Origin of the sequence: Acinetobacter sp. BWR-L5 (genome assembly GCF_039655985.1) — a bacterium.
Classification (GTDB): Bacteria; Pseudomonadota; Gammaproteobacteria; order Pseudomonadales; family Moraxellaceae; genus Acinetobacter; species Acinetobacter johnsonii.
The window spans coordinates 26,137-50,492 of the sequence record NZ_JAGFEV010000009.1; the positions used below are offsets into that span (position 1 = coordinate 26,137).

The following is a 24,356-nucleotide window of genomic DNA, read 5'->3' on the forward strand; positions in this document are numbered from 1 at the left end:
AATAGAAATGATTATTATTTTAAAAAGACTCGTTGCGGTAATTTAAGCGGGAAAGAGTGACTTTCCACACAGCGTTGCAATGGCTTGCATCACGATATGTTCCGCATTTTCATGCCCCAAACCTTTGATCGAAGCATCGATGCGAAGCAGGAGACTGGGCCACGTTAAAAAGCACTGCGGATTCAGCCGACGTAAGGCGTGTTGATAGACGCTGACTTTATTCTTCCAAATCCCCAGTTGCAGTGCATTTTGCGGTTGCTCAAACAGTTGCATGAGTAAACGCATTTCTTTACTGATGCTCCACAAAATCAAACTGAGGGGTTCACCTGAGGCAATCAGGTATTGGTAAATTTTAATCGATTGCGCCAGATTGCCTTCGAGCAGAGCATCACTTAAATCGAACGTACTATAGCGGGACTGATCTTGTAAGCAGGCATGTAAATGATCAATCTGAATCAGCTCAACCTCGGCAAAGGTGTCGCTGACACGCATTAAGCTATTTTTAGCTGCGAGTAAGTTGTGTTCATGGTGTTGTTCTAACCACTGCCATGCATCCTGACTCAGTTTAACCCCAAGCTTATCTGCTTCAATGCTTAAAATCTGCTGACGGTCACGCGGATAATTCGCGGTCAGGGCAACATGCACTCCATTGGCTTCAACCGTTTGAAAAAAGCCCGTTTTTAGGCTGGCGCTGTCCTGTTTTGGCATCACCACCAAAAGCAAGTTCTGTTCATTGCTTTGGATATAGCTTTTTAGCAACTTTAAAGCGTTAGCATCGGGCTTAATATTGCCATGAACTTCAATGGCAAGCTGACTTGAAAATAAGGACAAGCTGTTGAGTGCATTAAAGACATTTTTCCAGTCATTGACATTGTTGATGTCATGCCGTTGTCGTTCAATCTCTTGCTTTTGCCAACTTGCTCGAAAGGCATCCAGTAAATTTTGCTCAAGCAATGGTTCTTGACCTTGCATAATCCACGCGCCGCGAGCTTCATCGACACGTTTTAGGGCCTGCAAATAGTCAAGTTTCATTGTTAAACCTTACTGCTGTGCTGGTGGTAGGCGGTTCGAAGAAATCTGACGCACAATTTGCTGAGCGACATCATCTACGATGACTTGATTCAAGTAGTATTTCTCTTGGTCATCGGTGTTGACGGTTTCAACGTTGTATTGATAACTACGCGTTGCAACTACGGTTCGTGGTTCAGTGATTGGACGGCCTTGGGCATCTTCAATACGGAAGGTGACATTGAGGCGCAATAACACTTCAATCAGTTTGCCGTTCAACTCTAAACGCTGCGGTTTATAATCTAGCACGCGAAGCACATAGGCATCTGAACCACTGCTCAGCTGTACACCCGACGCACCTAAATAAATGGCCAATTTTTCATGCAATTCATCGGAGTTCTTCGGAAGCACCAAATTCATTTTTGAATAAGCAATCGGTGTTGCGCTTGGATTGGTGCCTTTTAAATGAAAGCCACACCCGACCAAGCCAGCACTTAGGCCACAAGTTAAAACAATAGCTGCCAAACGTTTGCCTAAATGCATGTGTTGTCCTCTGTTTGCTCTTTTTGATAAAAGAAAAATAATATGTCGTGATTGTATGTGCAAAGCCCGTTGACTGGCAACGGGCTTTGTTTGGGTTTTGTTTATCGTTTTCAGTTCCTTCTCTTTTTGAAAGAGGTGAGAAGCAATGCTTCGCAAGGGAGATTTTCTAATAAAATCCCACCAAACCTCCCTTTATAAAAGGGAGGTTCAAAGGCCTTAAACCACCAAATTCACTAATTTATTTGGCACCACAATTTCTTTCTTGGTTGGACCTGTCAAGAATTGTTGAACTTCTGGCAATGCTTTAGCCAGTGCAAGCAATTCATCTTTCGATGTATCGACAGACACTTCTAATTTGCCACGCAGTTTACCATTCACTTGAACAACAATCGTTTGCGTATTACGTGTGAGTGCAGATTCGTCTACAGTCGGGAACAACACGCTGGTTAAGTCCAGTCCAAATTCAGCCAATAAAGTCTGGCTTAAATGTGGTGCAAATGGCGCAAGTAAAGTTAAAAGCGTCGTAATCGATTCACGAGCAACCGCAACATCATTATCATTTTTCGCTTCAAACTTATTGTTCGCATTTAACAGTTCCATCATTGCTGCAATAGCCGTGTTAAAGGCATGGCGGCGTTCGATGTCATCACCCACTTTTTGAATGGTTTCATGCGTTTTACGACGTAAGTCTTGTGCTTCTGTAGACAGTTGAGCAGTATCAATTGCAAATGCTGCATTGCCTTTTTCAAGGAAGCTGGCAACCAAACGCCATACACGTTTCAAGAAACGGTTTGCGCCTTCCACACCTGCATCAGACCATTCAAGTGATTGATCTGGTGGCGCTGCAAACATCATGAATACACGTGCTGTATCTGCACCGTACTGATCAATAATGGCTTGTGGGTCGATACCGTTATTTTTCGATTTCGACATTTTCTCTTGGCCGCCAACAACCACGTCTTGACCATCGCCTTGGTATTTCGCAGATAGAATACGACCTTTTTCATCACGTTCGAGGTCGATATCCGCAGGGTTAAACCAAGTTTTCTTGCCTGATTCAGCTTCACGGTAATAAGTGTCTGCCAAGACCATACCTTGAGTTAACAGGTTGGTAAATGGTTCATTGCCTTGTACTACACCTTCATCACGCATCAATTTGTGGAAGAAGCGTGCATAAAGTAAGTGCAGAATCGCGTGTTCAACACCACCGATGTATTGATTTACTGGAAGCCATGTTTGAGCAGCTTCAGGTTTAACTAAACCATCAGTAAAATCAGGAGATGCATAACGTGCATAGTACCAAGATGATTCTACAAAGGTATCTAAAGTATCAGTTTCACGACGTGCTTCGCCACCACAGCTTGGGCAAGAGGTTTGATAAAACTCAGGCATCTTGTTCAATGGGTTACCCGAGCCATCAGGTACGACATCAGTTGGTAAGACCACTGGAAGTTGCTCTTCAGGTACAGGAACCTGACCACATTTTTCACAGTTGATCATTGGAATTGGGCAACCCCAATAACGCTGACGCGATACACCCCAGTCACGTAAACGGAACTGAACTTTGGTGCTTGCAAGAGTTGTTGGTTCTAATTTTGCAAGGAACGCATCATAAGCAGCTTGAAAGTCTAAACCGTCAAATTCTGCTGAATTGACTAATTTACCTTCTTTAGAGCCGTACCATTCTTGCCATTGTGCCGCATCAAAGTCTGCATCGTTTGCGCCTTTAGCATCAATCACTTGTTTAATGGTTAAGCCGTATTTATTGGCAAATTCAAAATCACGTTCGTCGTGTGCAGGTACAGCCATCACTGCGCCAGAGCCATAAGACATCAACACGTAGTTGGCAATCCAAACAGGAATTTCTTCGCCAGTGACAGGATGCTTCACCGCCAGACCTGTTGCCATGCCTTTCTTTTCAGCAGTGGCAAGGTCAGCTTCAGCCACAGAACCCATACGGCATTCTTCAATAAATGCTTTAAGTTCAGCATTATTTTCCGCAGCTTTCAGCGCCATTGGATGTTCTGCTGCAACTGCAACATAAGTCACACCCATTAAGGTGTCAGCACGTGTCGTAAATACTGTTAAGCCATCTGCATATACGTCAGGATTCGCTGAAGGGAAGGTGATATCCATCCCTTGTGAGCGACCAATCCAGTTGCGTTGCATGGTCAAGACTTGTTGTGGCCAACCATCTTTTAAGGTATCTAAATCGTCTAATAATTCTTGCGCATAGTCGGTAATGCGGAAGTAATACATTGGAATATCACGTTTTTCAACCAATGCACCTGAACGCCAGCCACGACCATTTTCAACTTGTTCATTGGCCAGTACCGTCTGATCCACAGGATCCCAGTTTACGGTAGATAATTTACGGTAAATAAGGCCTTTTTTATAAAGTTGTACAAATAACCACTGTTCCCAGCGGTAGTATTCAGGGGTACACGTTGCAAATTCACGATCCCAATCGACTGATAGACCTAGTTTTTTTAATTGGTCACGCATATATGCGATGTTTTCAAAGGTCCATTTTGCAGGTGCAACTTGGTGTGCAATTGCCGCATTTTCAGCAGGTAAACCAAAAGCATCCCAACCCATAGGTTGCAGGACAGTTTCCCCTTTGAGGCGGTGGAAACGGCTGATGACATCACCAATAGTGTAGTTACGCACATGACCCATATGCAGTTTGCCACTTGGATAAGGGAACATCGAGAGGATATAACGACGTGGACCTTCTACAGAGTCGGCAACTTTAAAGGCTTTACGAGCTTCCCAGTCTTGTTGGACGGTAGGTTCAATCGCGCTCGCTTGATATTCAGGGTCAATGTGAGTAGTCATATACGTATGTAGAACAATGGTTAAAAAGTTTGTTGCACAGCATAGCGCAAAATGCACCTAAAAGTGAATTTTGCGCTATGTTTTGTGCAGGAAATTAAACAAGCTGAAAATAAATCTGGAACCGTACGGAATGATTAAACCGCAGGGCGGACTTGTTGGCCTTGTTGAAGTGCTTCATTCGCTTCACGTCGTTGATTTTCTAAATCAACCGCTGGTGCTGGGGCTGCGCTTGGTACAGCATTGGGGGGAGCTGGTACGGTATTTGGCATATTGGCAGGTGGGGGTGCTTCCGGTGAAGCAGCTTGTGGCGAATTTTTCCAACCATAGGTATCGACTTTACCCTTTTTCTTTGCTGTTTTGGGTGGAGGTGTTGTGGTGTAATGTGTCGAGCCTTGGCTATCAACCCACTTATAATACGTCTTGGCAAAGCTTTGTGTACTGCCCATTGCAAGCCCCATCCCCACCAAACATGCTGCCATTCTTGCAAACTGAATACTCATCTACCATTGTCCTTTTTATATCCGTAGTCATTGGATTTTATCGGGTTTATCGTTGTCGTTATTTTATGCCAATTTTAGAGCAATAAGCAGTGTTTGATGCGTTTTTCATCTGAGTTTTTTGAAATATTTTGCAGGTCAAATCCTCAGTTTAAAGTGTGAAATATGCGTTATGACACAGTATGAAAATAAGAAGGTTGTGCTAAAACCTGATGTACAAATGCTGATCTACACTTAAAAATGAAAAAACCTGAGATAGATGTTGGATTTAAATTTGGGTGAATATCTTATTAAACTTATTTATGGGTTTTATTATGTTTTTTTATTAATAAATTCAGTGAAATAGAAATCTATTTGTTTTTGCACTAAAAACCAAGAAAAAGCAGCTCAGTTTTGTTTGTCCGTGATGAATAAAAAATAAACGCTCTGTAAATAAACAAAAAAAAGCTAATTTTTAAACTTGACTTTAGTCACGAAACTCCTAAAAATGCTGTCTTTAGTTTTATATGCCTTTACTCGATCACCCTTCGATAAAGTGTCATTTCATGCAATGGACACGCTTTCTAGCCGAGACCGTGAACAAAGTAAAAAAATGTGTTTATCCCAACACGTTTTAGATCTCATATTGCTCAAACAGCATACAGATCAGAATTTTTTCCTATTGCTATGAAAACTAAGAAATATGTGTGCTATAACAGTGCAGACAATCAATGAATGAAACACTGCTGGTGCCTTCCACCATTGCAGTGATAAAGATTAGGGTGAATCACGTTGGAACTTTTATCTGGTGGTGAAATGCTCGTTCGCGCATTGGCGGACGAAGGCGTTGAACATGTATTTGGATACCCAGGCGGCGCAGTTTTACATATCTACGACGCGTTCTTTCAACAAGACAAAATCAATCATTACCTCGTGCGCCATGAACAAGCTGCTGGTCATATGGCAGATGCTTACTCACGCGTAACAGGTAAGACGGGTGTGGTCCTCGTGACTTCAGGTCCGGGTGCAACCAATACTGTGACTCCAATTGCAACGGCTTATATGGACTCAATCCCAATGGTGATTTTGTCAGGTCAGGTTGCGTCACATTTAATTGGTGAAGATGCATTCCAAGAAACAGATATGGTCGGTATTTCTCGTCCGATCGTAAAACATAGTTTCCAAGTGCGCCATGCCAGCGAAATTCCTTCGATTATTAAGAAGGCATTTTATATTGCAGCTTCTGGTCGTCCGGGTCCAGTTGTGGTCGATATTCCAAAAGATGCAACCAATCCTGCTGAGAAATTTGCTTACGAATACCCAGAAAAAGTGAAGATGCGTTCGTATCAACCGCCGCATCGTGGTCACTCAGGTCAAATTCGTAAAGCGATTGAAGAGTTGATTCACGCTAAACGTCCTGTGATTTATACTGGCGGTGGCGTGGTACAAGGCAATGCTTCTGCACAGTTAACTGAATTGGCACATATTTTGGGCTTCCCAGTCACCAATACCTTGATGGGGCTTGGTGCCTTTCCTGGCAATGATCCGCAGTTTATTGGCATGTTGGGTATGCATGGTACTTATGAAGCCAATATGACCATGCACAATGCTGATGTGATTTTGTGTATCGGCGCGCGTTTCGATGACCGTGTAACCAATAATCCAGCAAAATTCTGTCCAAATGCCAAAGTGATTCATATTGATATCGACCCTGCGACGATTTCAAAAACCATCATGGCGCATATCCCGATCGTGGGTGCGGTAGAACCTGTCCTTCAAGAAATGTTGACACAGTTGAAACAAATGAATGTGTCTAAACCAAATCCTGAAGATATCGCTGCTTGGTGGGCGCAAATCAATGAATGGCGTAAAGTTCATGGCATGCGTTATGAGTCTGGTGCAAACGGCGTAATGAAACCACAACAAGTAGTGGAAGCGTTGGATAAAATCACCAATGGTGATGCGATCATTACTTCTGATGTAGGTCAGCATCAAATGTTTGGTGCGAACTATTACAAGTATAAACGTCCACGCCAATGGATTAACTCAGGTGGCCTAGGTACCATGGGTGTTGGTTTACCCTATGCGATGGCGGCGAAATTGGCTTTCCCCGATCAGCAAGTAGTGTGTATCACAGGTGAAGCATCGATTCAGATGTGCATCCAAGAGCTTTCGACGTGTAAGCAATATGGCCTAAACGTAAAAATCCTCTGCTTGAATAACCAAGCTCTAGGAATGGTGAAGCAGTGGCAAGATATGAACTATGAAGGACGTCACTCAAGTTCTTATATTGATTCATTGCCTGACTTCCCTAAATTAATGGAAGCCTATGGTCATGTTGGCATCCAAATTGACCATGCGGATGAGCTAGAGTCGAAGCTTGCTGAAGCAATGGCGATCAACGATAAATGCGTATTTATTAATGTGATGGTTGACCGTACAGAGCATGTTTATCCAATGCTTATTGCAGGTCAGTCAATGCAAGATATGTGGTTAGGTAAAGGGGAGCGCACGTCATGAGACACATTATCTCTGTACTTGTAGAAAACGAAGCTGGTGCGCTTTCTCGTTTGGTGGGTTTATTTTCTCAACGTGGTTATAACATTGAGACTTTAAATGTTGCACCAACCGAAGATCCGACTTTATCTCGTTTGACATTAACGACTTATGGCGATGACCATAAAATTGAACAAATCACCAAACAGCTCAACAAATTGGTTGAAGTGGTGAAAGTGGTTGATCTGTCTGAAGGTGCGCACATTGAACGTGAGCTGATGTTGATTAAAGTTAAATCACTTGGCTCAGCACGTGCTGAAATCAAACGAACTGCGGACATTTTCCGTGCGCAAATTGTTGATGTCACCCCAACGACCTACACCATTCAAATCGCGGGTACGACTGAAAAAATTGATGGTTTTATTGATGCGTTAGCAGAAAACACCATCCTAGAAGTTGTACGCTCAGGTGTTTCAGGCATCGCGCGTGGCGAAAAAGTTTTAACCATTTAATTAATTAACACGATTCAACCTCCTTTTGAGAAAGAGGAGGATTTCATCAAACAATAAACCCCTTGATGGAATTACAGAATACCAAGCATTTTAGCGGAGACAGCAATGCAAATTTTTTACGATAAAGACTGCGACTTATCTATCATTCAATCTAAGAAAGTAGCGATCATTGGTTACGGTTCACAAGGTCACGCACACGCGCTTAACCTTAAAGATTCTGGTGTAGACGTAACTGTAGGTTTACGCGCTGGTTCTACTTCTTGGAAAAAAGCTGAAAATTCAGGTCTTAAAGTTGCTGAAGTTCCTGCTGCAGTTGCTCAAGCTGACGTTGTCATGATCTTGACTCCAGATGAGTTTCAATCACAACTTTACCGTGACGTGATTGAGCCAAACATCAAAGAAGGTGCAACGTTAGCATTTGCTCACGGTTTCTCTGTTCTTTATAACCAAGTTGTTCCACGTGCTGACCTTGACGTAATCATGGTTGCACCCAAAGCACCAGGTCATACAGTACGTTCTGAATACCAACGTGGTTCGGGTGTTCCTGACTTAATCGCGATTCATCAAGATGCGTCTGGTAATGCACGTAACCTAGCACTTTCTTATGCTTCTGGTGTAGGTGGTGGTCGTACAGGTATCATCGAAACTTCATTCCGTGAAGAAACTGAAACTGACTTGTTCGGTGAGCAAGCAGTTCTTTGTGGTGGCGCAGTTGAATTGGTGAAAATGGGCTTCGAAACTTTGGTTGAAGCGGGTTATGCACCAGAAATGGCTTACTTCGAATGCTTGCACGAACTTAAGTTAATCGTTGACTTAATGTTTGAAGGTGGTATTGCGGACATGAACTACTCAGTGTCTAACAACGCTGAATATGGTGAATACGTAACTGGCGTTGAAGTCATCAACGAACAGTCTCGTGAAGCGATGCGTAATGCACTTAAACGTATTCAATCTGGTGAATATGCGAAGATGTTCATCAACGAAGGTGCGTTGAACTACCCATCAATGACTGCGCGTCGTCGTCAAAACGCAGCGCATGGTATTGAAGTAACAGGTGGTAAGTTACGCGCGATGATGCCTTGGATTCAAGCAAACAAGATCGTAGATAAAGAAAAGAACTAAGGTTACGTTACGTGCCTTTAAAAAAGGGAAAGCAATGCTTTCCCTTTTTTTTCGTACCTTAGATTCAAGCGAACAAGATCGTAGATAAAGAGAAGAACTAAGGTTCTGATCTAGCTGATTTTAAGTAATAAAACCCTGCTTCGGCAGGGTTTTTTTATTGATCTGCTACTAATTTGTTAAGTAGGGCAAAGTTATTGACTAAAAAGCTGTGAGTACAAATGGGATGCTGATATGGATATTGCTACACAGATATAAGTTGATATAACCCGTATTCAAAAGCATTAAATAGAGTCAACGATCATTCCATTTTGGGGCTAGATAAATAGGCAGCATTTATTTTAATAAACTATTGGACTAATAACGTATCTATGGGCTTTATTGCAATAAATGAAACTCTCAACAAAGTGTACTTATGCTTACGTTTGGGTTTTTAGTGTGAGATTTAGATTTCTAAAATAGTGGGTCATGTAAATTTAAGACTTGATTATGTGATTTTAGTTATGTTGTTCAATCACTGGAATTGGGTAAATAGCATGTGAATAAACTTTGGATTTTAGCTAGATGATCGGCCTGAATTAAAGAATTAATGGAAATATAAAGTAAAAAAAAGATGAAAAATGAATTTTTTAGCGATTTAAGAAATTATCCAACTGAAGATGTAATGAAATGTAAAAGTGAATTTCTAAAATAAAACAGAGATCTATTTAAAATATAAAAAAGCACTAAAATTGTGCATCACTGAAAGTGGTGTAACTATTTTTAGGGATTTATAAAGTTAATTAATAAATAAAATAGAAATAAAAACATTATTTTAATTTTATTTTTTTGGAGTTTTAAAGTTGGTCCTCTATTTGAGTGAAAAAGGGTGCATAGGTGGTTTTTTGTACAGAACAATTAGAATAAACACACACTTAAGAAAAGCTTGGTAGCCATGCAAGGCCCAGTTTGATTAAGGGTAAACACCATAACAATTAATTTGGTTTAGAAGAAAAATCTCGGAGAATAGCTATGAATAAATTACTACAAGCATCGCTAGTTGCAACACTATTAGGTGCTGCGTCTACGGCAGTTTTGGCAGAAGATGCAGATCGAGGCGGCGATAAATGGTCTAATTGTACTTCTCTTGGTTGTCAAAAAGATATTCCAATTAAACTTAACGTACCAAAAAAATGTGAGATTAAAGGAGGAAGTCCAATTGTACTGAGCCATGAGGGCGGAAATAAAAGCTCTGGCTATACAATTACTACAAATACTCCATATGTACTCAATTTAGAAACTGAGAATGCAGGTACTAACCCTACAACTTACGTTAAGTTGATGGCAGATAGTACAACTTATAAAGTGTTCACTTCTATTACAACGAATAAAGTGGGTTCACCTGGTGCTATACCTTGGGGGAACACAAATCATGATGGTGTTTCAACTGATAGCTATAATGTTATCGTGAACAATCCTGCAGTAAGCGCAAGTCAACGTGCTGGTGATTATACTGATACTTATAAAATTAAAGTTTTTTATTAAACTAATTTTGTAATAGTATATAAAATAACCTGATCTGATGGAAACATTGGATTGGGTTATTTAGCATAAAAATAATGAGGAAGATAAAATATGAATAAAATCATGGGTTTTTGCTGTTTTTTTATGTTTTGTACTTCACAAATACATGCGGGCGTTTCGATAGATCCAGTTCAGCTTTACATTTCTGGAAAAGATCAAAAAAGAACGACTACTGTCACGTTGGAATCAAAAGATGAAGCAGAAAAAAAAGTTTTTGAAGTGAATGCAGTGAAGTGGACTCAAAATGATAAGGGGGAAGATCTTTATGAGGCGGATAGTTCGTTATTAATTAACCCCAAAAATTTTATTTTGCAACCAAATGCAAAGCAAGTGATAAGAGTAGGCTTTAATCGACCAATTGACTCAGTTTTATCGCAAGGACAGGAAGGTACATGGCGAATTATAATTAATGAAATGCAGCAAGCGACTAAAGGGTCAACGGTTAACTTCTTAGTTAGTTTTAATATGCCATTATTTGTAGGGCTGCAAGAAAATATAAAGTTAAATTTTAGTACCAATTCTGATCACTTAATTGTAAAAAATGATGCAAACTCACACATTAGAATAAGCAACTTGAAAGTCTTAGATACGAATAAAAGAGTCATTTATAAAAGTGAGCAAATGAAGTATTTGTTGGCTAAAAAGAGTACCTCTTATGCTTTAAAGGATGTTCAACTGAAAAAATCTACAAATTATATTATTCAATTTAATTCAGATAAAAATGATGATGTGGTGGAGTTGAAATTCTCAAATTAGATAAGGGGAATTTTTATGAGAACTAATACTAAAGTACTCTTGTTGATTAATTTTTTTATTTCATTAAATGTTACAGCTGTTGAAATTAAATCTGAAGAAAGAATTGCAAATTTATGGATTAATGGGCTTGATCATGCCATTGATGTGGACCTCATACAAAAGGATGATCAGTATTATATTGACTGTAATATTTTAAAAGAAAGAAATATTGATGTTATTGGATTTGTAAAACTGACTAATAAAGATAACTACTGTTTGGTTTCTGGTGGTGAGGTAAATTCAGTATTTGATGAAGCTTCACAATCTATAAAAATAGATATTCCGACAAAATATTTTGCACAAAATGCAGGTGGAATTAATAACAGCTTAACACCAGAGAAAGCAAGTTTTGGTGGTTTTATTAATTATGATTTCTTATATACCACAAATAGTGATCATGATGATGGATTTAATAGCTTAGTTGATTTAGGGGTTTTTAAAGATTATTGGATATTAAAAAACTCTTTGATTCATAGAAACTCTTCAGAGGAGGATGGAGTTGTACGATTAAGTAGTAGTTTAGATATTGATTTTCCAGAAAAAATGACACGCCTTACCTTGGGGGATACAACAACAGCATCTAATCCATTAATCAACTCACTTCGTTTTGCAGGACTAAGCTGGGGAACGAACTATACAGAACGACCAGACTTTATCTATTGGAATTTGCCTGTATTACAGGGAAGTGCGCGAATACCATCAACAGTTGATTTATATATTAACGGAACAAAAATCTATAGTGAGAGAGTTAGTCCGGGTGACTATGCATTGCAAACAGGTGCCCAGATTCAGCAAGCAGGCAATGCCCAAATTGTGGTAGAGGATGTGTTAGGAAATCGAAGTGTACAGAACTTTCCCATTATGGTGACGAATCGTTTACTTCGTTCTGGTTTAAGTGAGTATAATGTTGCTTTAGGTAAGTTAAGATATAATTATTCTACAGATAGTGGAGATTATCGCGATTTCTTTGCAAATACTTATTATCGAAGAGGTCTTTCAAATTCCACTACGCTTGGTACAAATTTATCTTATAGTCAAGATATTCAAAATGTAGGATTTACTTGGACACAAGGGGTGTCTAATTATCTAGTGTTAGATAGTGTGATTTTAGCTTCACATGATGCTACTCATGATATGAACTATTCCTATGGACTTTCAGCCAGTAAAGATTTTGGTAGAGTATCTCTGGGGTTAAGTACAAAATATAATGACCAAGATTTTATTTTTCTTGGCGATGAGCTCGAATCTACTTTTACTTACCCAAAGTTTGAAAATTTGGCATATGTTGGAATTAGTAATTTGCCTTATATTGGTAATTTTAATATTAACTATGCGGAGCAGCGCCACTATAAAAATACCCAGAATAATTCAGCAGATCAAAAGTTAATTACCGTTGGTTTTAATAGAAGTTTTAGGAATGGGTTTACATTTGGTTTAAGCTATTTTAATAATTTTGGGGATAATAAGGATTCAGGTGGGATTTTGTCTCTTAGTTATAACTTTGATGATAAGTCGGTCTACTTTAGTGCTTCTGCGGATAAAAGTGCGAACTTACAATTTGTTAAAAATGATTCGAGTCAGGTAGGTGTGGATTACAATTTTGGGGCAGATTATCGTGATAGTGAAACTGTATTAAATGCCAATGCTACTGTGAAAACCAATATCGGTGACCTTAATCTATATCATATTCAAGGTGAGCACTCGAGTGACTCTCAAGTTAATTATAAAGGCGCAATGGTCTTTTTGGATGGGAAGTTTAGCTTAACTAAGCGTGTGGATAATGCTTTTGCTTTGGTGAAAGTAGGTGATTATAAAGATATTGATGTTTTGCGTTCTTTAACTTATGCAAATAAAACGAATAGCAAAGGTTATGCATTTGTGCATGAGATTATTCCTTATGTGAAATATGATATTTCATTTGATGTGGATCAGTTGCCTATTGAAGACAAGATACCGTATTCATCTAAACAAATTGCTACATTAAATCAGCGGGGATATACCATTGATTTTCCAATTTATCATGCAAAACAAGTGACGATTCGTCCACTTGTAGGTCAATCAAATCAAGTATTTTTAGCGGGTTCGGAGTTATATATTAATAATGAGGAGGGAGAGCTTTATCCAGTTGGTTCGGATGGAACAATTACTTTGTATGGTCTAGTGCCAAAAACGTATACGTTACAAATCAAGACAGCAGATTCTAAAACATGTAATGCTGAGTTGGTTGTGACAGAAGCGCAAACGAGTGAAGATGTTCGCACAATCATCTTCGAATGCCAATGAGAGGAGAAATAATATGAAAAAAGTCATTATGCTGGCTATCATGTTATTGTCGACAAGCAACTTTTTGTATGCAAAACAATGTCAAATCGAGAATTTAGTAGCAACACAACTCAACTTGAATGCTTCTTATTTGAGTCAAGCAGCCACCTCGTTTTCAGTAGCATGTGATAGTAATTACGCAATCAAATTTAATACACGTAATTTGACAAGTGCTTCGGGGAGTAGCTTCTTGATCAATGAGAGAAACAATAGATTAAGAACTCAAATGAATATTTCAGGGGCAACAGCTTCTCGCTGGAATGCTCCAATTTTCCAACCAGCGACTGAACGAAATAAGTTTGTTGTTTTAGTTCAGTTGGTTGATCCTCCTAGTGCTTATACACCCGCAGGGGAGTATAGAGACAATTTGTATATTAACTTGATGTTCTAATATGAGGGTTCTATATGCATTTGGCTGATAAGAAGATACCTATAAAAATTAGGTATCTTTTTTATTTAGATGATGGTTATCATCAAACTGTCAAATAGTTTAACTAAACTTGAGGGAAAATAAGAAAAGTTTGGAATAGCATGATCGGTTCAATGACAACAAAATTATTCAAACAGCACAATTTTCCAGAAACACAGCGGTTTTACCTCAAACAACAACATCGGCATAATATTCAGCAAGAACTCTCTATCCTTGAAGAAACCCTCAAACCCAAGTTAAAAATAACCATCGTGACGGAAACATGGTCACCAGAAATTAATGGTGTGGCGAACTCTTTGTTACAACTGTGTAAAGGTTTGCAGACACTGGGACATCGTATTCAGCTCATCCGTCCAATACAAAAAAACATATGTGCCGACTTTCAGGCAGAACAGGAGTGTTTGGTTTGGGCAAAAAGCATTCCTAAATATGCCGACATGCAGTTTGGTATGCCACAGTATGTCAAAGTCAGCAAAGCGATTGAATGCTTCGCACCAGATGTGGTCCATATAGTGACGGAAGGACCGTTGGGGTTGACGGCACTGTATGCTGCTCAAGCACATCAAATTCCAGTGTCTAGTGGTTTCCATTCAACGTTTCATGACTTTAGTCGCTTCTTTGATTTGGCTTTGCTGGTCAAACCGATTGAAAGTTATCTTCGCTGGTTTCATAACCATACGGTACTCACCTGTGTGCCGAGTCAAACGACGTTAAATCAACTTAAGGCCTTTGGTGTGACTTGCCCCTTGGTTGAGGTTGGGCGAGGGGTGGATACAACTCGCTTCCATCCAGAGCATCGCTCAGAACAATTGCGTCAGTGCTGGCAAGCAGATGCAAATACTTCTGTGTTGCTATATGTGGGACGTTTATCTCCAGAAAAAGAAGTCGACGTCCTCATTCAAAGCTATTTGAATATCAAGAAGCAGCAATCGCGCAAGTTGAAAATGGTGATTGTGGGCGATGGGCCAGATCGTAAGCGTTTAACTGAAATGGCAAATGGCTCAGATGTGATTTTTACGGGAAGCTTAACAGGTAAGTCACTCGCTCAAGCCTATGCCAGTGCAGATGTTTTTGTTTTTGCCAGTCAAATAGAGACTTTTGGTAATGTAGTACTCGAAGCCATGTCCAGTGGCTTGCCCGTGGTGGCCTATAACTATGCCAGTCCGCAGCGTTATATCAAGCAAGGTATAACAGGGTGGTTAAGTCCTTTTGGACAAGTGGCACATTTTATGCAGACTATTATTCAACTGCCAGAGCAAAAGGTGCTTAGATGTATGGGAACTCAAGCACGTCAAGATATTGAAAGTGTAGGCTGGCAGTATCCTGTGAAACAGTTTGAGCAAGCCTTATATCATGTGGCCAATATTAAGGCAGCACCTTAGCCAATAGCTGTTTTAAAAGCGTCAGTGATAAAGATGAGTTGGGTAATTTTGATGAGTTTTAACTTAAATCATCAAACTGTCAAAAACACCCTTTAATATGAGCTTAACGAGAAGCGATTTTGATGCATTAAATCGTCATATAACAATGATTTTCCAGCTGAACTTTCAACATTGTTGTTAAGGAGAAGTGGTATGAATCTTAAAACTGCAAAAATAAGAATATTAGATTTAGATTTAAAAGGTTGTGTCTATCTCAATCATTTTTCCCATTCGCATACCGTAGCCAATTGTTTTAAGCGGATCAGTCGATTGGGAGATGGCATCTTTTGGTACACGATGTTGGCCTTAACTTGGTTGTTGCAAGGATTGGTGTACAGTTTACAAATCGTGTATTTGGTTCTTGGTTCATTGTGCGGGACTTTAATTTATAAAGTTTTAAAAATCAAAACTATTCGCCCAAGACCTTATCAAGTACATCAAGTGATTCGAATGGGTGAGCGACCGCTTGACCATTTTAGTTTTCCTTCAGGTCATACTTTACATGCGGTGATGGTCAGTACTTTATTGGGCTTTGTACAGCCAATTTTATTGGTGCTCATGTTGCCTTTTACTGTTTTGGTTGCCGCGTCACGCATGATTTTAGGGCTTCATTATCCAAGTGATGTGCTGGTTGGAGCGGCGATAGGTGCAGTCGTAGCTGTTACTTTAATTTGTAGTGCACCATTTTTAAATATCGTGTTGTAAAAAAGCCCAATTTTATCTCAAACAAACTAGCGCTTAAATTTCAGAGTTTGCTACAGTACAGCATCTTCTACATTGTGATGAGACTCCACCATGGGCTTACGTTGGTCAGACACTATTGATATTGCTATTGAGTTGTATGAAGCTCATCCAGATGTCGATCCGCAGTGGATTCGCTTTACAGACTTACATGCTTGGGTATGTGCCTTACCAGACTTTAGTGATGATCCGACCAAGTCGACTGAAGGTTTGCTTGAAGCAATTCAAATGGCATGGATTGACGAAGCACGATAATCCTTGCATCGAAAAAAGCAACTTTTTACAGAGTAAAAGCAGAAAATTGTGCATTATGTCGGTATAATGCGCCAAAATTTTCATGTCTACATTGACTTAAGGAGCCAATCATGGCTATTGAACGTACTTTATCTATCGTAAAACCAGACGCAGTTGCTAAAAACCACATCGGTGATATTTTTGCTCGTTTTGAAAAAGCTGGTCTTCAAATCGTTGCAACTAAAATGAAACACTTGACTCAAACTGAAGCTGAAGGTTTCTACGCAGAGCACAAAGAACGTGGTTTCTTTGCTGATCTAGTTGCGTTCATGACTTCTGGTCCAGTTGTTGTTTCAGTTCTTGAAGGTGAAAACGCAGTTCTTGCTCACCGCGAAATCCTTGGCGCAACGAATCCTAAAGAAGCTGCTCCAGGTACTATCCGCGCTGACTTCGCTGTAAGCATCGACGAAAATGCTGCTCACGGTTCAGACTCTGTAGCATCTGCTGATCGTGAAGTTAACTACTTCTTCGCTCAGACTGAGATTGCTCCACGTACTCGTTAATTCGAAGTATTCAAACCAGATAAGTGTTATTATACTTATCTGGTTTTTTTATTCCCTGAATAAATTTCTGCTCACTTATTGAGCTTCTCCTTTCATCGTTAGACATGGTTTAGGTAATACACATGAGTACTGAAGTGGTCGCTGTCTCTACAGTTTCGGCTGAACAGCAACAATCTCCATCCGCTCCTGCACAGCAAAACTCTGTTGCGAAAGTGAACTTACTTGGCATGTCACGTCCGCAGCTTGAAAAATTCTTCGAAGATATGGGAGAAAAAAAGTTTCGTGCAGGACAGGTGATGAAATGGATTCACCAGTTTTTTGTGACTGATTTTGCTGAGATGACCAATATCTCAGGCAAGTTACGTGAAAAACTTGAAAAGCTCTGTGAAATTAAAGCGCCAGAAGTGGTGCATAAAAATTATTCTAAAGATGGCACGCGTAAGTGGGTGTTTCGTGTCGGTGAGGGCGAAGGTTCTTTGGTTGAAACCGTATTGATTCCTGCTGAACATCGCAGTGGTTTGCGCCGTACTTTATGTATTTCATCTCAAGTAGGCTGTGCACTGGATTGTTCATTCTGTTCAACCGGTAAACAAGGCTTTCAGCGCGACTTAAACCCAGATGAAATTATTGGCCAGTTGTGGGTCGCAAACTATTCTTATATGGAAGATGTGCCTGTAGCTGAGCGTGAGCGCTCGGTGACCAACGTCGTAATGATGGGGATGGGCGAGCCATTACTGAACTATGATGCCGTATTGAGCTCAATGCGTATTATGCTAGACGATTTTGCTTATGGTATGTCTAAGCGCCGTGTGACCTTATCGACTTCAGGTGTGGTGCCGAAAATTGATCAATTGGCACAAGATATTGATGTTGCATTGGCAATCTCCCTACACGCGCCAAATGACGAACTACGGAATGAGTTGGTTCCAATCAATAAAAAATATCCATTGGCACAATTGATTGCAGCATGTCAGCGTTATATCGCTAAAGACGGGAATGAAAGTGCACGTAAGCATGTCACGATTGAATATGTGATGTTGGATGGGGTGAATGATCATCCTGAGCATGCGCAGCAGATGATTAAACTGTTGAAGAACTTACCAAGTAAAATTAATTTAATTCCGTTTAATCCATTTCCACATGCGCCTTATGGTCGTTCAAGTCGCAACCGCATTATTTCTTTCCAAAAAACTTTGTCTGATGCTGGATTTGTGTGTACGATTCGTCAAACGCGTGGTGATGATATTGATGCTGCCTGCGGACAATTGGTCGGTCAAGTGGCTGATCGAACACGTCGTGCTGAGCAGTGGAAAAAGAAAGTAGCAGAGAAAAACGAGATTCTACGTTCACAAGGATAATATAAGGGGATGCCAATTGAAAAAACCCGTTTCTAAACTTTGCCTTGCGCTGACACTGGGTGTGTCAGTGTGGTACTTGGTGGGTTGCCAAACCGTGAATACGAAAGGTGATCCAAGTAAAGCAGTACAAGTTAGAACGCAGTTGGCGGCTGAATATATTAAGTCGAATGATTATGATGCTGCGAAACGTACATTGGATCAGGCATTAGACATCGACTCTCGTGATGCATCTGCAAATATGATGATGGGCGTGTTGTTACAGCGTGAAGGCAGTCCACAAAATGTGGAAAAGGCAGAGCGTTATTTTAAGCATGCAATTGCGGCTGAGCCAAAAAATGCACAGGCTCGTAACAACTACGGTACGTATTTATATCAAATTGGGCGTTATAATGACGCGATTGATCAACTTCAAGTTGCCGGTTCAACTTTAGGGTATGATCAACGTTATCGAGCATTGGAAAATTTAGGTCGTGCGTATCTACAAGTAGGTCGAGTGGCGGAAGCAGAAGCTGCTTTTAAACAAGCCCTACAGGTAAACTCAGGTGCCTATCTTGCCATGATCGAAATGGCGGAAATTTCATATTTACGTCAGCAAAATGCTGAAGCTACGCAATACTATGAGCAGTTTGTGCAGGCGGTTGGCGAGAAAAACTTAGATGCACGTGCGCTTTGGATTGGGATCCGAATTGCGCGGGCAAATCATGACACGATGGGTTCGCAAGTACTGGTCAATCAGCTACGTGCATTGTATCCAGACAGTCAAGAATACAAACGTTATTTGCAATTACAGTACACTACTGAGGCCGTATGGAAGTAAATCCTAATTCACCACAATCGAATGGTTCTAGCAATGCTTTAGGAAATATCCAACGTCCGGGTGATTATCTTCGTCAAATTCGTATTACACAAAAACGTGAATTAAGCGACGTTGCCAAAGAGTTGAATATTCCACTTAAGACCTTAACTGCGCTTGAGCAGGACGAATATACGGCGCTTCCAGAAGCAACCTTCATTAAAGGTTACTATCGTACTTATGCGAAGTTCCTAAAAGTGGATGCTACTACGATTATTCAGCGTTTTGATGACATCTATGCCAATGATACGGGGCTATTGCCAAATCACGCATTGAATAATTCACCGATTAAAATCATGGGTAAATTACCTGGTTCTAACCGTGACCGTAACCGTAAATGGTTAAAACGTGGACTGATTGCGATTGTTGTAATTGCGATTTTAGCAGCGTTGTTCGGCACAATTCAGAATTGGTCAGGTAGTACAGATGAGACTGCGGCTCCGCAGACGGAATCTGATGTGCAAATCATCAATATGAGTGGGGTTGCTGCAACCACAGGGGATCAGTTGAAACTTGAGTTCAATCGTCCGACATCTGTACATATTGTCGATTCAACGGGGAAAGTACTGGCAACAGGGCGTCAAGCCTCTACACTTGAGCTTGCGGGTGAGACACCTTTTCAGATTCGTATCGATGATGCCGCTGCTGTGTCACTCAGCTTAAATAATGAAAGTATTTCATTGTCTCCATATACCGTCGGTGGAAAAGCAGATTTCCGCTTGTCACGTTAATGGGATCAAGGAAAAGCAATGATTGTAAATCCAATTAAACGCAAGCCTACTCGTAAGATTCGTGTAGGTTCAGTCTATGTCGGTGGCGATGCGCCTATCAGCATTCAAAGTATGACCAATACTGAAACTTGTGATGTGGAAGCCACGCTGGCGCAAATTCAGCGCTGTGCAGATGTAGGTGCGGACATCATGCGTGTGTCTGTACCGACGATGGAAGCGGCAGAGGCTTTTGGTGAAATTCGTAAGCGTTCATCGGTGCCGTTGGTTGCAGATATTCATTTTGATTACAAGATTGCACTGCGTGTTGCGGACTTGGGTGCGGATTGTTTACGGATTAACCCCGGGAACATTGGCTCTGAAGCAAAAATTCGTGAAGTGGTGGCTGCAGCGCGCCATAACGATATTTCTATGCGTATTGGAGTGAATGCAGGTTCACTGGAAAAAGATATTCAAAAGAAATATGGTGAGCCAACAGGTCAGGCTTTGCTTGAGTCGGCGATGCGCCATATTGATATTCTAGATCGTTTAGATTTTCACGAATTCAAAGTTTCAGTGAAAGCATCCAATGTGTTTTTAACCATGGATGCTTATCGCCTACTTTCACAGCAAATTGATAATCCGTTACACCTGGGTGTGACGGAAGCTGGAATTTACCGTACGGGTTCAGTGAAGTCTGCGATTGCATTGGGCGGTTTGTTGTTGGATGGCATTGGTGACACCATGCGTATTTCCTTGGCAGCGGAACCTGAAGAAGAGATTAAGATTGGTTTTGATATTTTAAAATCACTCAGTCTTCGCTCAAATGGCATTAACTTCATTGCTTGTCCAAGCTGTTCACGTCAAGAGTTTAACGTGATTTCAGTGATGCAAGCCTTAGAAGAGCGTTTAGAAGATATTCGTACCCCAATGGATGTGTCGGTGATTGGGTGTAAAGTGAATGGTCCGGGTGAAGCCAAAGAAGCCGATATTGGTGTAGTTGGTGCAAGTCCACGTTCACTGGTGTATCGTAATGGTGAAAAGAGCCATTTAATTGACACAAATCAGTTGGTTGACGAAATCGAAACGATGGTTCGTCAGCGTGTTTCAGAGCTTGAAGAAGCTAAATCTAAAGAGATTATCCGTAGTTCATCATGAGTTCAATTGTCGCAATCAAAGGTTTTAATGACATTCTTCCTACGCAAACACCAGCGTGGAGACGTCTTGAACAGCATCTCGCATCATTGATGGATGCGTATGGTTACCAGCAAATTCGCCTGCCTATTGTTGAACAAACCAATTTGTTCAAACGTTCGATTGGTGATGCAACGGATATCGTTGAAAAAGAAATGTACACCTTCTTGGACAAAGGTAATCCGCCTGAGTCTTTGACTTTGCGTCCTGAAGGAACAGCAGGCTGTGTACGTGCCATGCTTGAGCATAACTTGCTTCGCGGTGCGACGCCTCGTGTCTGGTATATCGGGCCAATGTTCCGTTATGAAAAGCCGCAAAAGGGTCGTTACCGTCAGTTCCACCAGTTCGGCGTGGAAACCTTTGGTGTGGCAACCCCAGATATGGATGCTGAGCTGATTTTGATGACAGCACGTCTGTGGAAACGCATGGGTGTAGCAGATAAAGTTCAACTTGAGTTGAATACTCTCGGTGAGTCTGATGAGCGTGCAGCTTATCGTGCGGCATTGGTGGAGTTCTTAGAATCACATAAAAATGATTTAGATGAAGATTCACAGCGTCGTTTAACCACCAACCCACTACGTATCCTTGACTCTAAAGATGCCAAAACTCAAGCCATTTTAGAAAATGCGCCGAAGTTGCATGACTTTATGGGAGAGGAGACACTACAGCACTTTGCAACCTTGCAGCAGTATTTAACCGATGCAGGTGTGAGCTTCGTGATTAATCAAAAACTGGTACGTGGCTTAGATTATTACAACAAAACAGTTTTTGAGTGGACCACCACGCATTTGGGCTCACAAGGTACAGTCTGTGCGGGCGGTCGTTATGATGGCTTAGTGGGTCAGCTTAAAGGCAAGGCCGATCAGTCTGTACCTGCAGTTGGTTTTGCGATGGGTATGGAACGTCTGTTGTTGTTGCTTGAACAAGTGGAAGACGCTACACCTGTACGTGACTGCGAAATGTTTTTATTGGCAGATCCCGCTTCTCAAGGCAAAGCTTTGGTGCTTGCAGAACAAATTCGTAACCAGTTAGATGCTGCATCAAGTACGCTTCGTTTGAAAGTTGGTTCACATGGTTCAATGAAGTCGCAAATGAAAAAAGCGGATCAGTCTGGCGCATTGTTTGCCCTCATTTTAGGTGAGCGCGAGGTGGAAGCTGCACAGTTTGCCGTAAAAGAGTTGGCGACAGCTGAACAAACTTTGGTTGCGGTGGATGACATCGTGCCATTTATGATTGAAAAATTTTCTTCAAAATAAGCCAAAATATAAGGAAAGGGTAGTCACATGAGCGCATTAAGTGATGAAGAACAACTTGATAGTTTAAAGTCTTTCACTAAGAAGTATGGTTCAGCCATTATTAGTGGGATTTTAATTGCGCTGATTGCCTTTTTTGGATGGCAATACTGGCAGAAGAAAACTTTGGCTGAGAATCAGATGAACACAGCCAAAGTTCAGCAATTAATGGATGAAGCACGTGCAACGCAAGGCGATGCATTTACAGCCTTGTCTGCAACTGCGGACAAAATTGTGAAAGAAGCACCAGATTCAGCGCAGGCCATTCAAACGCAATTGTTGATGGCAAAATTGGCCTATGACAAAGCGGATTATGCTAGTGCTGAAAAAGCGTTGAAGAAAGTTGAAAACTCGAAAGTGGATGACGACGGCTTAGTGCAAATTGTGAAATTGCGTTTAGCGTATGCACAATTGGCTCAAAAGAAGTTTGATGATGCGATTAAAAACCTCGCATTGGTAAAAGATCCTGCTTTTAAAGCGACAGCCGATGAAGCTTTGGGCGATGTCTATGTGGCTAAAAACGACATCGAAAATGCGAAAAAAGCCTACCAAAGTGCATGGGATCAGTTGGTTAAACGTAAACAAGAACGCCAAATTTTACAAATTAAACTCGAAAGTGTTGGTATTTTAGTTGATGATCCTGAAATCGAACGTCCACTTATAGAAACAGCAGCGGAAGAAACTGAATGAATAGAAAATACAAAATTTCGTGCGCATTAACCGTATTAACTTTAGCGCTTGCGGGTTGTGCAAGTAGCGGAAAAGTAGAAGAAGTTAAGCCGAATCCACTTCCAAAACTGACGCAGGCGAAAACTCTGACTCCTGTATTTTCTCAAAGTGTGTCTTCAACTTCGACTGCTGATCCTTTACGTTTACGCCTAGATGCAGACAATGGTGTAGTTTTTGCACTTGACCCTAAAGGTCTAGTGACGGCATATCAAGGCAAACAAAAACTATGGCAGAAAGAAGTATCTAAAGCCGGTTTGAGTTCAGGCGTTGAAGCTGCCGATGGTCATGTAATTGTAGGCAACGCCAAAGGTCAATTGTTTGCTTTAGATCAGGCAACTGGCGAGCAAAAATGGACTGCACAATTAACAGGTGCACTTCTTGCGCCATCGTTGATTCAAGCTGGTCGTGTCATTTCTGTAAGTAATGATGGCACTGTTTTTGCGCATGATTTGGCAACAGGTCAGCAAGTGTGGACTTATAACTTACCAAATGTACAACTTAGCTTACGTGGTAATGCAGCGCCTGTTCCTGTTGATGCGCGTACAGTGCTGATTTCTTCAGCTAATGCCTATGTTTATGCTTTAGATGTACTTACAGGCGTGCCACGTATGCAGCGCCGTGTAGCTGTGTCGGATGGTCGTTCGGATATTCAACGTTTGAATGATGTTGATGGTGATCCTGTAGTGGCAGGTCAGTACTTGATTACCACCAGCTATCAAGGTCAAGTGACCATGACAGATTTGGCTTCACAGCAAGTGGTGTGGAGTGAAGATTCGAGTAGTACGCAGCGCCCTGAAGTGGTGGGTAATGGTGTATTCGTGGCGCAAACTGACGGCAAGTTAGTGGCTTATGAAATTAGCACGGGTCAAAAGCTTTGGGAAAATGACAGCCTGCTGAACCGCCAATTGAGTAATCCAGTGATGTTAGGCCAAGACCTAATTGTTGGTGATCTAGATGGCGTTTTGCACATGCTGAACCCTGCGACAGGTGAATTGATTGGTCGTGCGAAGACGTCTGGAGAAGTGCGTACTTTACGTGTGATTGATGATCAACTCTATGTTGCGACACGAAAGGGTGCATTAAGCATTTGGCAGAATCGTTAATTCTGTTCGACTTATGTTAAACTAGTCGAAATTCGTATTTTTTTAAATTCCTCGGGGTG

Annotated in this window: 22 protein-coding genes; 18 read left to right on the forward strand and 4 right to left on the reverse strand. The window is 41.0% G+C overall.

Features of this window, described 5'->3' with window-relative positions; translation table 11 throughout:
* Positions 1-42 precede the first annotated feature (42 nt).
* The 4 genes from holA to JZ787_RS14915 all read right to left on the reverse strand — a co-directional run bounded on the left by holA (position 43) and on the right by JZ787_RS14915 (position 4,889).
* Complete coding sequence (gene holA, locus JZ787_RS14900; RefSeq protein WP_010327542.1) at positions 43-1,032, reverse strand: DNA polymerase III subunit delta; 990 nt, start codon at positions 1,030-1,032, stop codon at positions 43-45.
* 9 nt (positions 1,033-1,041) lie between these two features.
* Positions 1,042-1,551: an LPS assembly lipoprotein LptE gene (gene lptE / locus JZ787_RS14905; RefSeq protein WP_010327541.1), complete on the reverse strand. Its 510-nt coding sequence runs from the start codon at positions 1,549-1,551 to the stop codon at positions 1,042-1,044.
* Between the two features lie 216 nt (positions 1,552-1,767).
* A complete protein-coding gene (gene leuS / locus JZ787_RS14910) occupies positions 1,768-4,389 on the reverse strand; it encodes a leucine--tRNA ligase (protein ID WP_346312723.1) in 2,622 nt (873 codons plus the stop codon).
* Positions 4,390-4,523: 134 nt separating this feature from the next.
* The gene (locus tag JZ787_RS14915; RefSeq protein WP_148825478.1) at positions 4,524-4,889 is read right to left on the reverse strand and encodes a DUF4124 domain-containing protein; all 366 of its coding nucleotides are present in this window, start codon (positions 4,887-4,889) and stop codon (positions 4,524-4,526) included.
* 768 nt (positions 4,890-5,657) lie between these two features.
* Between JZ787_RS14915 and JZ787_RS14920 the strand changes: the two genes are divergently transcribed.
* The 18 genes from JZ787_RS14920 (at position 5,658) to bamB (ending at position 24,297) form a co-directional block, all read left to right on the forward strand.
* Positions 5,658-7,385, forward strand: a complete 1,728-nt coding sequence (locus tag JZ787_RS14920; RefSeq protein WP_035327125.1) for an acetolactate synthase 3 large subunit — start codon at positions 5,658-5,660, stop codon at positions 7,383-7,385.
* On the forward strand, positions 7,382-7,873 hold the full coding sequence (ilvN, locus tag JZ787_RS14925; protein WP_004697653.1) for an acetolactate synthase small subunit: 492 nt from the start codon (positions 7,382-7,384) through the stop codon (positions 7,871-7,873). The genes JZ787_RS14920 and ilvN overlap by 4 nt, the downstream gene beginning before the upstream one ends.
* Before the next feature lie 105 nt (positions 7,874-7,978).
* The gene (gene ilvC, locus JZ787_RS14930) at positions 7,979-8,995 is read left to right on the forward strand and encodes a ketol-acid reductoisomerase (RefSeq protein WP_004983494.1); all 1,017 of its coding nucleotides are present in this window, start codon (positions 7,979-7,981) and stop codon (positions 8,993-8,995) included.
* 1,008 nt (positions 8,996-10,003) lie between these two features.
* Positions 10,004-10,516 carry a hypothetical protein gene (locus JZ787_RS14935; RefSeq protein ID WP_218289247.1) on the forward strand — a complete coding sequence of 171 codons (513 nt, stop codon included), beginning with the start codon at positions 10,004-10,006 and terminating at the stop codon, positions 10,514-10,516.
* A 90-nt stretch (positions 10,517-10,606) separates the two neighbouring features.
* Positions 10,607-11,311, forward strand: a complete 705-nt coding sequence (locus tag JZ787_RS14940; protein ID WP_346312724.1) for a fimbria/pilus periplasmic chaperone — start codon at positions 10,607-10,609, stop codon at positions 11,309-11,311.
* Positions 11,312-11,326: 15 nt separating this feature from the next.
* Positions 11,327-13,633, forward strand: a complete 2,307-nt coding sequence (locus JZ787_RS14945) for a fimbria/pilus outer membrane usher protein (RefSeq protein WP_346312725.1) — start codon at positions 11,327-11,329, stop codon at positions 13,631-13,633.
* Between the two features lie 13 nt (positions 13,634-13,646).
* Positions 13,647-14,063 (forward strand): hypothetical protein, encoded by a 417-nt coding sequence (locus JZ787_RS14950; protein WP_218289244.1) that lies wholly within the window; start codon positions 13,647-13,649, stop codon positions 14,061-14,063.
* 140 nt (positions 14,064-14,203) lie between these two features.
* On the forward strand, positions 14,204-15,484 hold the full coding sequence (locus JZ787_RS14955) for a glycosyltransferase family 1 protein (RefSeq protein ID WP_178904923.1): 1,281 nt from the start codon (positions 14,204-14,206) through the stop codon (positions 15,482-15,484).
* Positions 15,485-15,676: 192 nt separating this feature from the next.
* On the forward strand, positions 15,677-16,228 hold the full coding sequence (locus JZ787_RS14960) for a phosphatase PAP2 family protein (RefSeq protein WP_346312726.1): 552 nt from the start codon (positions 15,677-15,679) through the stop codon (positions 16,226-16,228).
* A gap of 90 nt (positions 16,229-16,318) precedes the next feature.
* Positions 16,319-16,519, forward strand: a complete 201-nt coding sequence (iscX, locus tag JZ787_RS14965) for a Fe-S cluster assembly protein IscX (RefSeq protein ID WP_004697668.1) — start codon at positions 16,319-16,321, stop codon at positions 16,517-16,519.
* Positions 16,520-16,629: 110 nt separating this feature from the next.
* Positions 16,630-17,061 (forward strand): nucleoside-diphosphate kinase, encoded by a 432-nt coding sequence (gene ndk, locus JZ787_RS14970; RefSeq protein ID WP_004983508.1) that lies wholly within the window; start codon positions 16,630-16,632, stop codon positions 17,059-17,061.
* A gap of 122 nt (positions 17,062-17,183) precedes the next feature.
* Entirely contained in the window at positions 17,184-18,419 is a 1,236-nt protein-coding gene (gene rlmN / locus JZ787_RS14975) for a 23S rRNA (adenine(2503)-C(2))-methyltransferase RlmN (RefSeq protein ID WP_004697671.1), read from the forward strand.
* Positions 18,420-18,435: 16 nt separating this feature from the next.
* Positions 18,436-19,236 carry a type IV pilus biogenesis/stability protein PilW gene (pilW, locus tag JZ787_RS14980; RefSeq protein WP_234951134.1) on the forward strand — a complete coding sequence of 267 codons (801 nt, stop codon included), beginning with the start codon at positions 18,436-18,438 and terminating at the stop codon, positions 19,234-19,236.
* Positions 19,227-20,003 (forward strand): RodZ domain-containing protein, encoded by a 777-nt coding sequence (locus tag JZ787_RS14985; RefSeq protein WP_346312727.1) that lies wholly within the window; start codon positions 19,227-19,229, stop codon positions 20,001-20,003. Before pilW ends, JZ787_RS14985 begins: the two co-directional genes overlap by 10 nt.
* An 18-nt stretch (positions 20,004-20,021) precedes the next feature.
* Positions 20,022-21,137, forward strand: coding sequence for a flavodoxin-dependent (E)-4-hydroxy-3-methylbut-2-enyl-diphosphate synthase (gene ispG / locus JZ787_RS14990; RefSeq protein ID WP_004697677.1), 1,116 nt, complete (start codon positions 20,022-20,024; stop codon positions 21,135-21,137).
* Complete coding sequence (gene hisS, locus JZ787_RS14995; RefSeq protein WP_062031308.1) at positions 21,134-22,429, forward strand: histidine--tRNA ligase; 1,296 nt, start codon at positions 21,134-21,136, stop codon at positions 22,427-22,429. The genes ispG and hisS overlap by 4 nt, the downstream gene beginning before the upstream one ends.
* 27 nt (positions 22,430-22,456) lie before the next feature.
* Entirely contained in the window at positions 22,457-23,155 is a 699-nt protein-coding gene (locus JZ787_RS15000) for a tetratricopeptide repeat protein (protein ID WP_004983519.1), read from the forward strand.
* A complete protein-coding gene (gene bamB / locus JZ787_RS15005; protein ID WP_078388498.1) occupies positions 23,152-24,297 on the forward strand; it encodes an outer membrane protein assembly factor BamB in 1,146 nt (381 codons plus the stop codon). Before JZ787_RS15000 ends, bamB begins: the two co-directional genes overlap by 4 nt.
* Positions 24,298-24,356 lie beyond the last annotated feature (59 nt).

Coding starts and splice junctions, on each gene's coding strand:
- holA (WP_010327542.1), bottom strand. CDS start 1,032: ATGAAACTTGACTATTTGCAGGCCCTAAAACGTGTCGATGAAGCTCGC.
- lptE (WP_010327541.1), bottom strand. CDS start 1,551: ATGCATTTAGGCAAACGTTTGGCAGCTATTGTTTTAACTTGTGGCCTA.
- leuS (WP_346312723.1), bottom strand. CDS start 4,389: ATGACTACTCACATTGACCCTGAATATCAAGCGAGCGCGATTGAACCT.
- JZ787_RS14915 (WP_148825478.1), bottom strand. CDS start 4,889: ATGAGTATTCAGTTTGCAAGAATGGCAGCATGTTTGGTGGGGATGGGG.
- ilvN (WP_004697653.1), top strand. CDS start 7,382: ATGAGACACATTATCTCTGTACTTGTAGAAAACGAAGCTGGTGCGCTT.
- ilvC (WP_004983494.1), top strand. CDS start 7,979: ATGCAAATTTTTTACGATAAAGACTGCGACTTATCTATCATTCAATCT.
- JZ787_RS14935 (WP_218289247.1), top strand. CDS start 10,004: ATGAATAAATTACTACAAGCATCGCTAGTTGCAACACTATTAGGTGCT.
- JZ787_RS14940 (WP_346312724.1), top strand. CDS start 10,607: ATGAATAAAATCATGGGTTTTTGCTGTTTTTTTATGTTTTGTACTTCA.
- JZ787_RS14945 (WP_346312725.1), top strand. CDS start 11,327: ATGAGAACTAATACTAAAGTACTCTTGTTGATTAATTTTTTTATTTCA.
- JZ787_RS14950 (WP_218289244.1), top strand. CDS start 13,647: ATGAAAAAAGTCATTATGCTGGCTATCATGTTATTGTCGACAAGCAAC.
- JZ787_RS14955 (WP_178904923.1), top strand. CDS start 14,204: ATGATCGGTTCAATGACAACAAAATTATTCAAACAGCACAATTTTCCA.
- JZ787_RS14960 (WP_346312726.1), top strand. CDS start 15,677: ATGAATCTTAAAACTGCAAAAATAAGAATATTAGATTTAGATTTAAAA.
- iscX (WP_004697668.1), top strand. CDS start 16,319: ATGGGCTTACGTTGGTCAGACACTATTGATATTGCTATTGAGTTGTAT.
- ndk (WP_004983508.1), top strand. CDS start 16,630: ATGGCTATTGAACGTACTTTATCTATCGTAAAACCAGACGCAGTTGCT.
- rlmN (WP_004697671.1), top strand. CDS start 17,184: ATGAGTACTGAAGTGGTCGCTGTCTCTACAGTTTCGGCTGAACAGCAA.
- JZ787_RS14985 (WP_346312727.1), top strand. CDS start 19,227: ATGGAAGTAAATCCTAATTCACCACAATCGAATGGTTCTAGCAATGCT.
- ispG (WP_004697677.1), top strand. CDS start 20,022: ATGATTGTAAATCCAATTAAACGCAAGCCTACTCGTAAGATTCGTGTA.
- hisS (WP_062031308.1), top strand. CDS start 21,134: ATGAGTTCAATTGTCGCAATCAAAGGTTTTAATGACATTCTTCCTACG.
- JZ787_RS15000 (WP_004983519.1), top strand. CDS start 22,457: ATGAGCGCATTAAGTGATGAAGAACAACTTGATAGTTTAAAGTCTTTC.
- bamB (WP_078388498.1), top strand. CDS start 23,152: ATGAATAGAAAATACAAAATTTCGTGCGCATTAACCGTATTAACTTTA.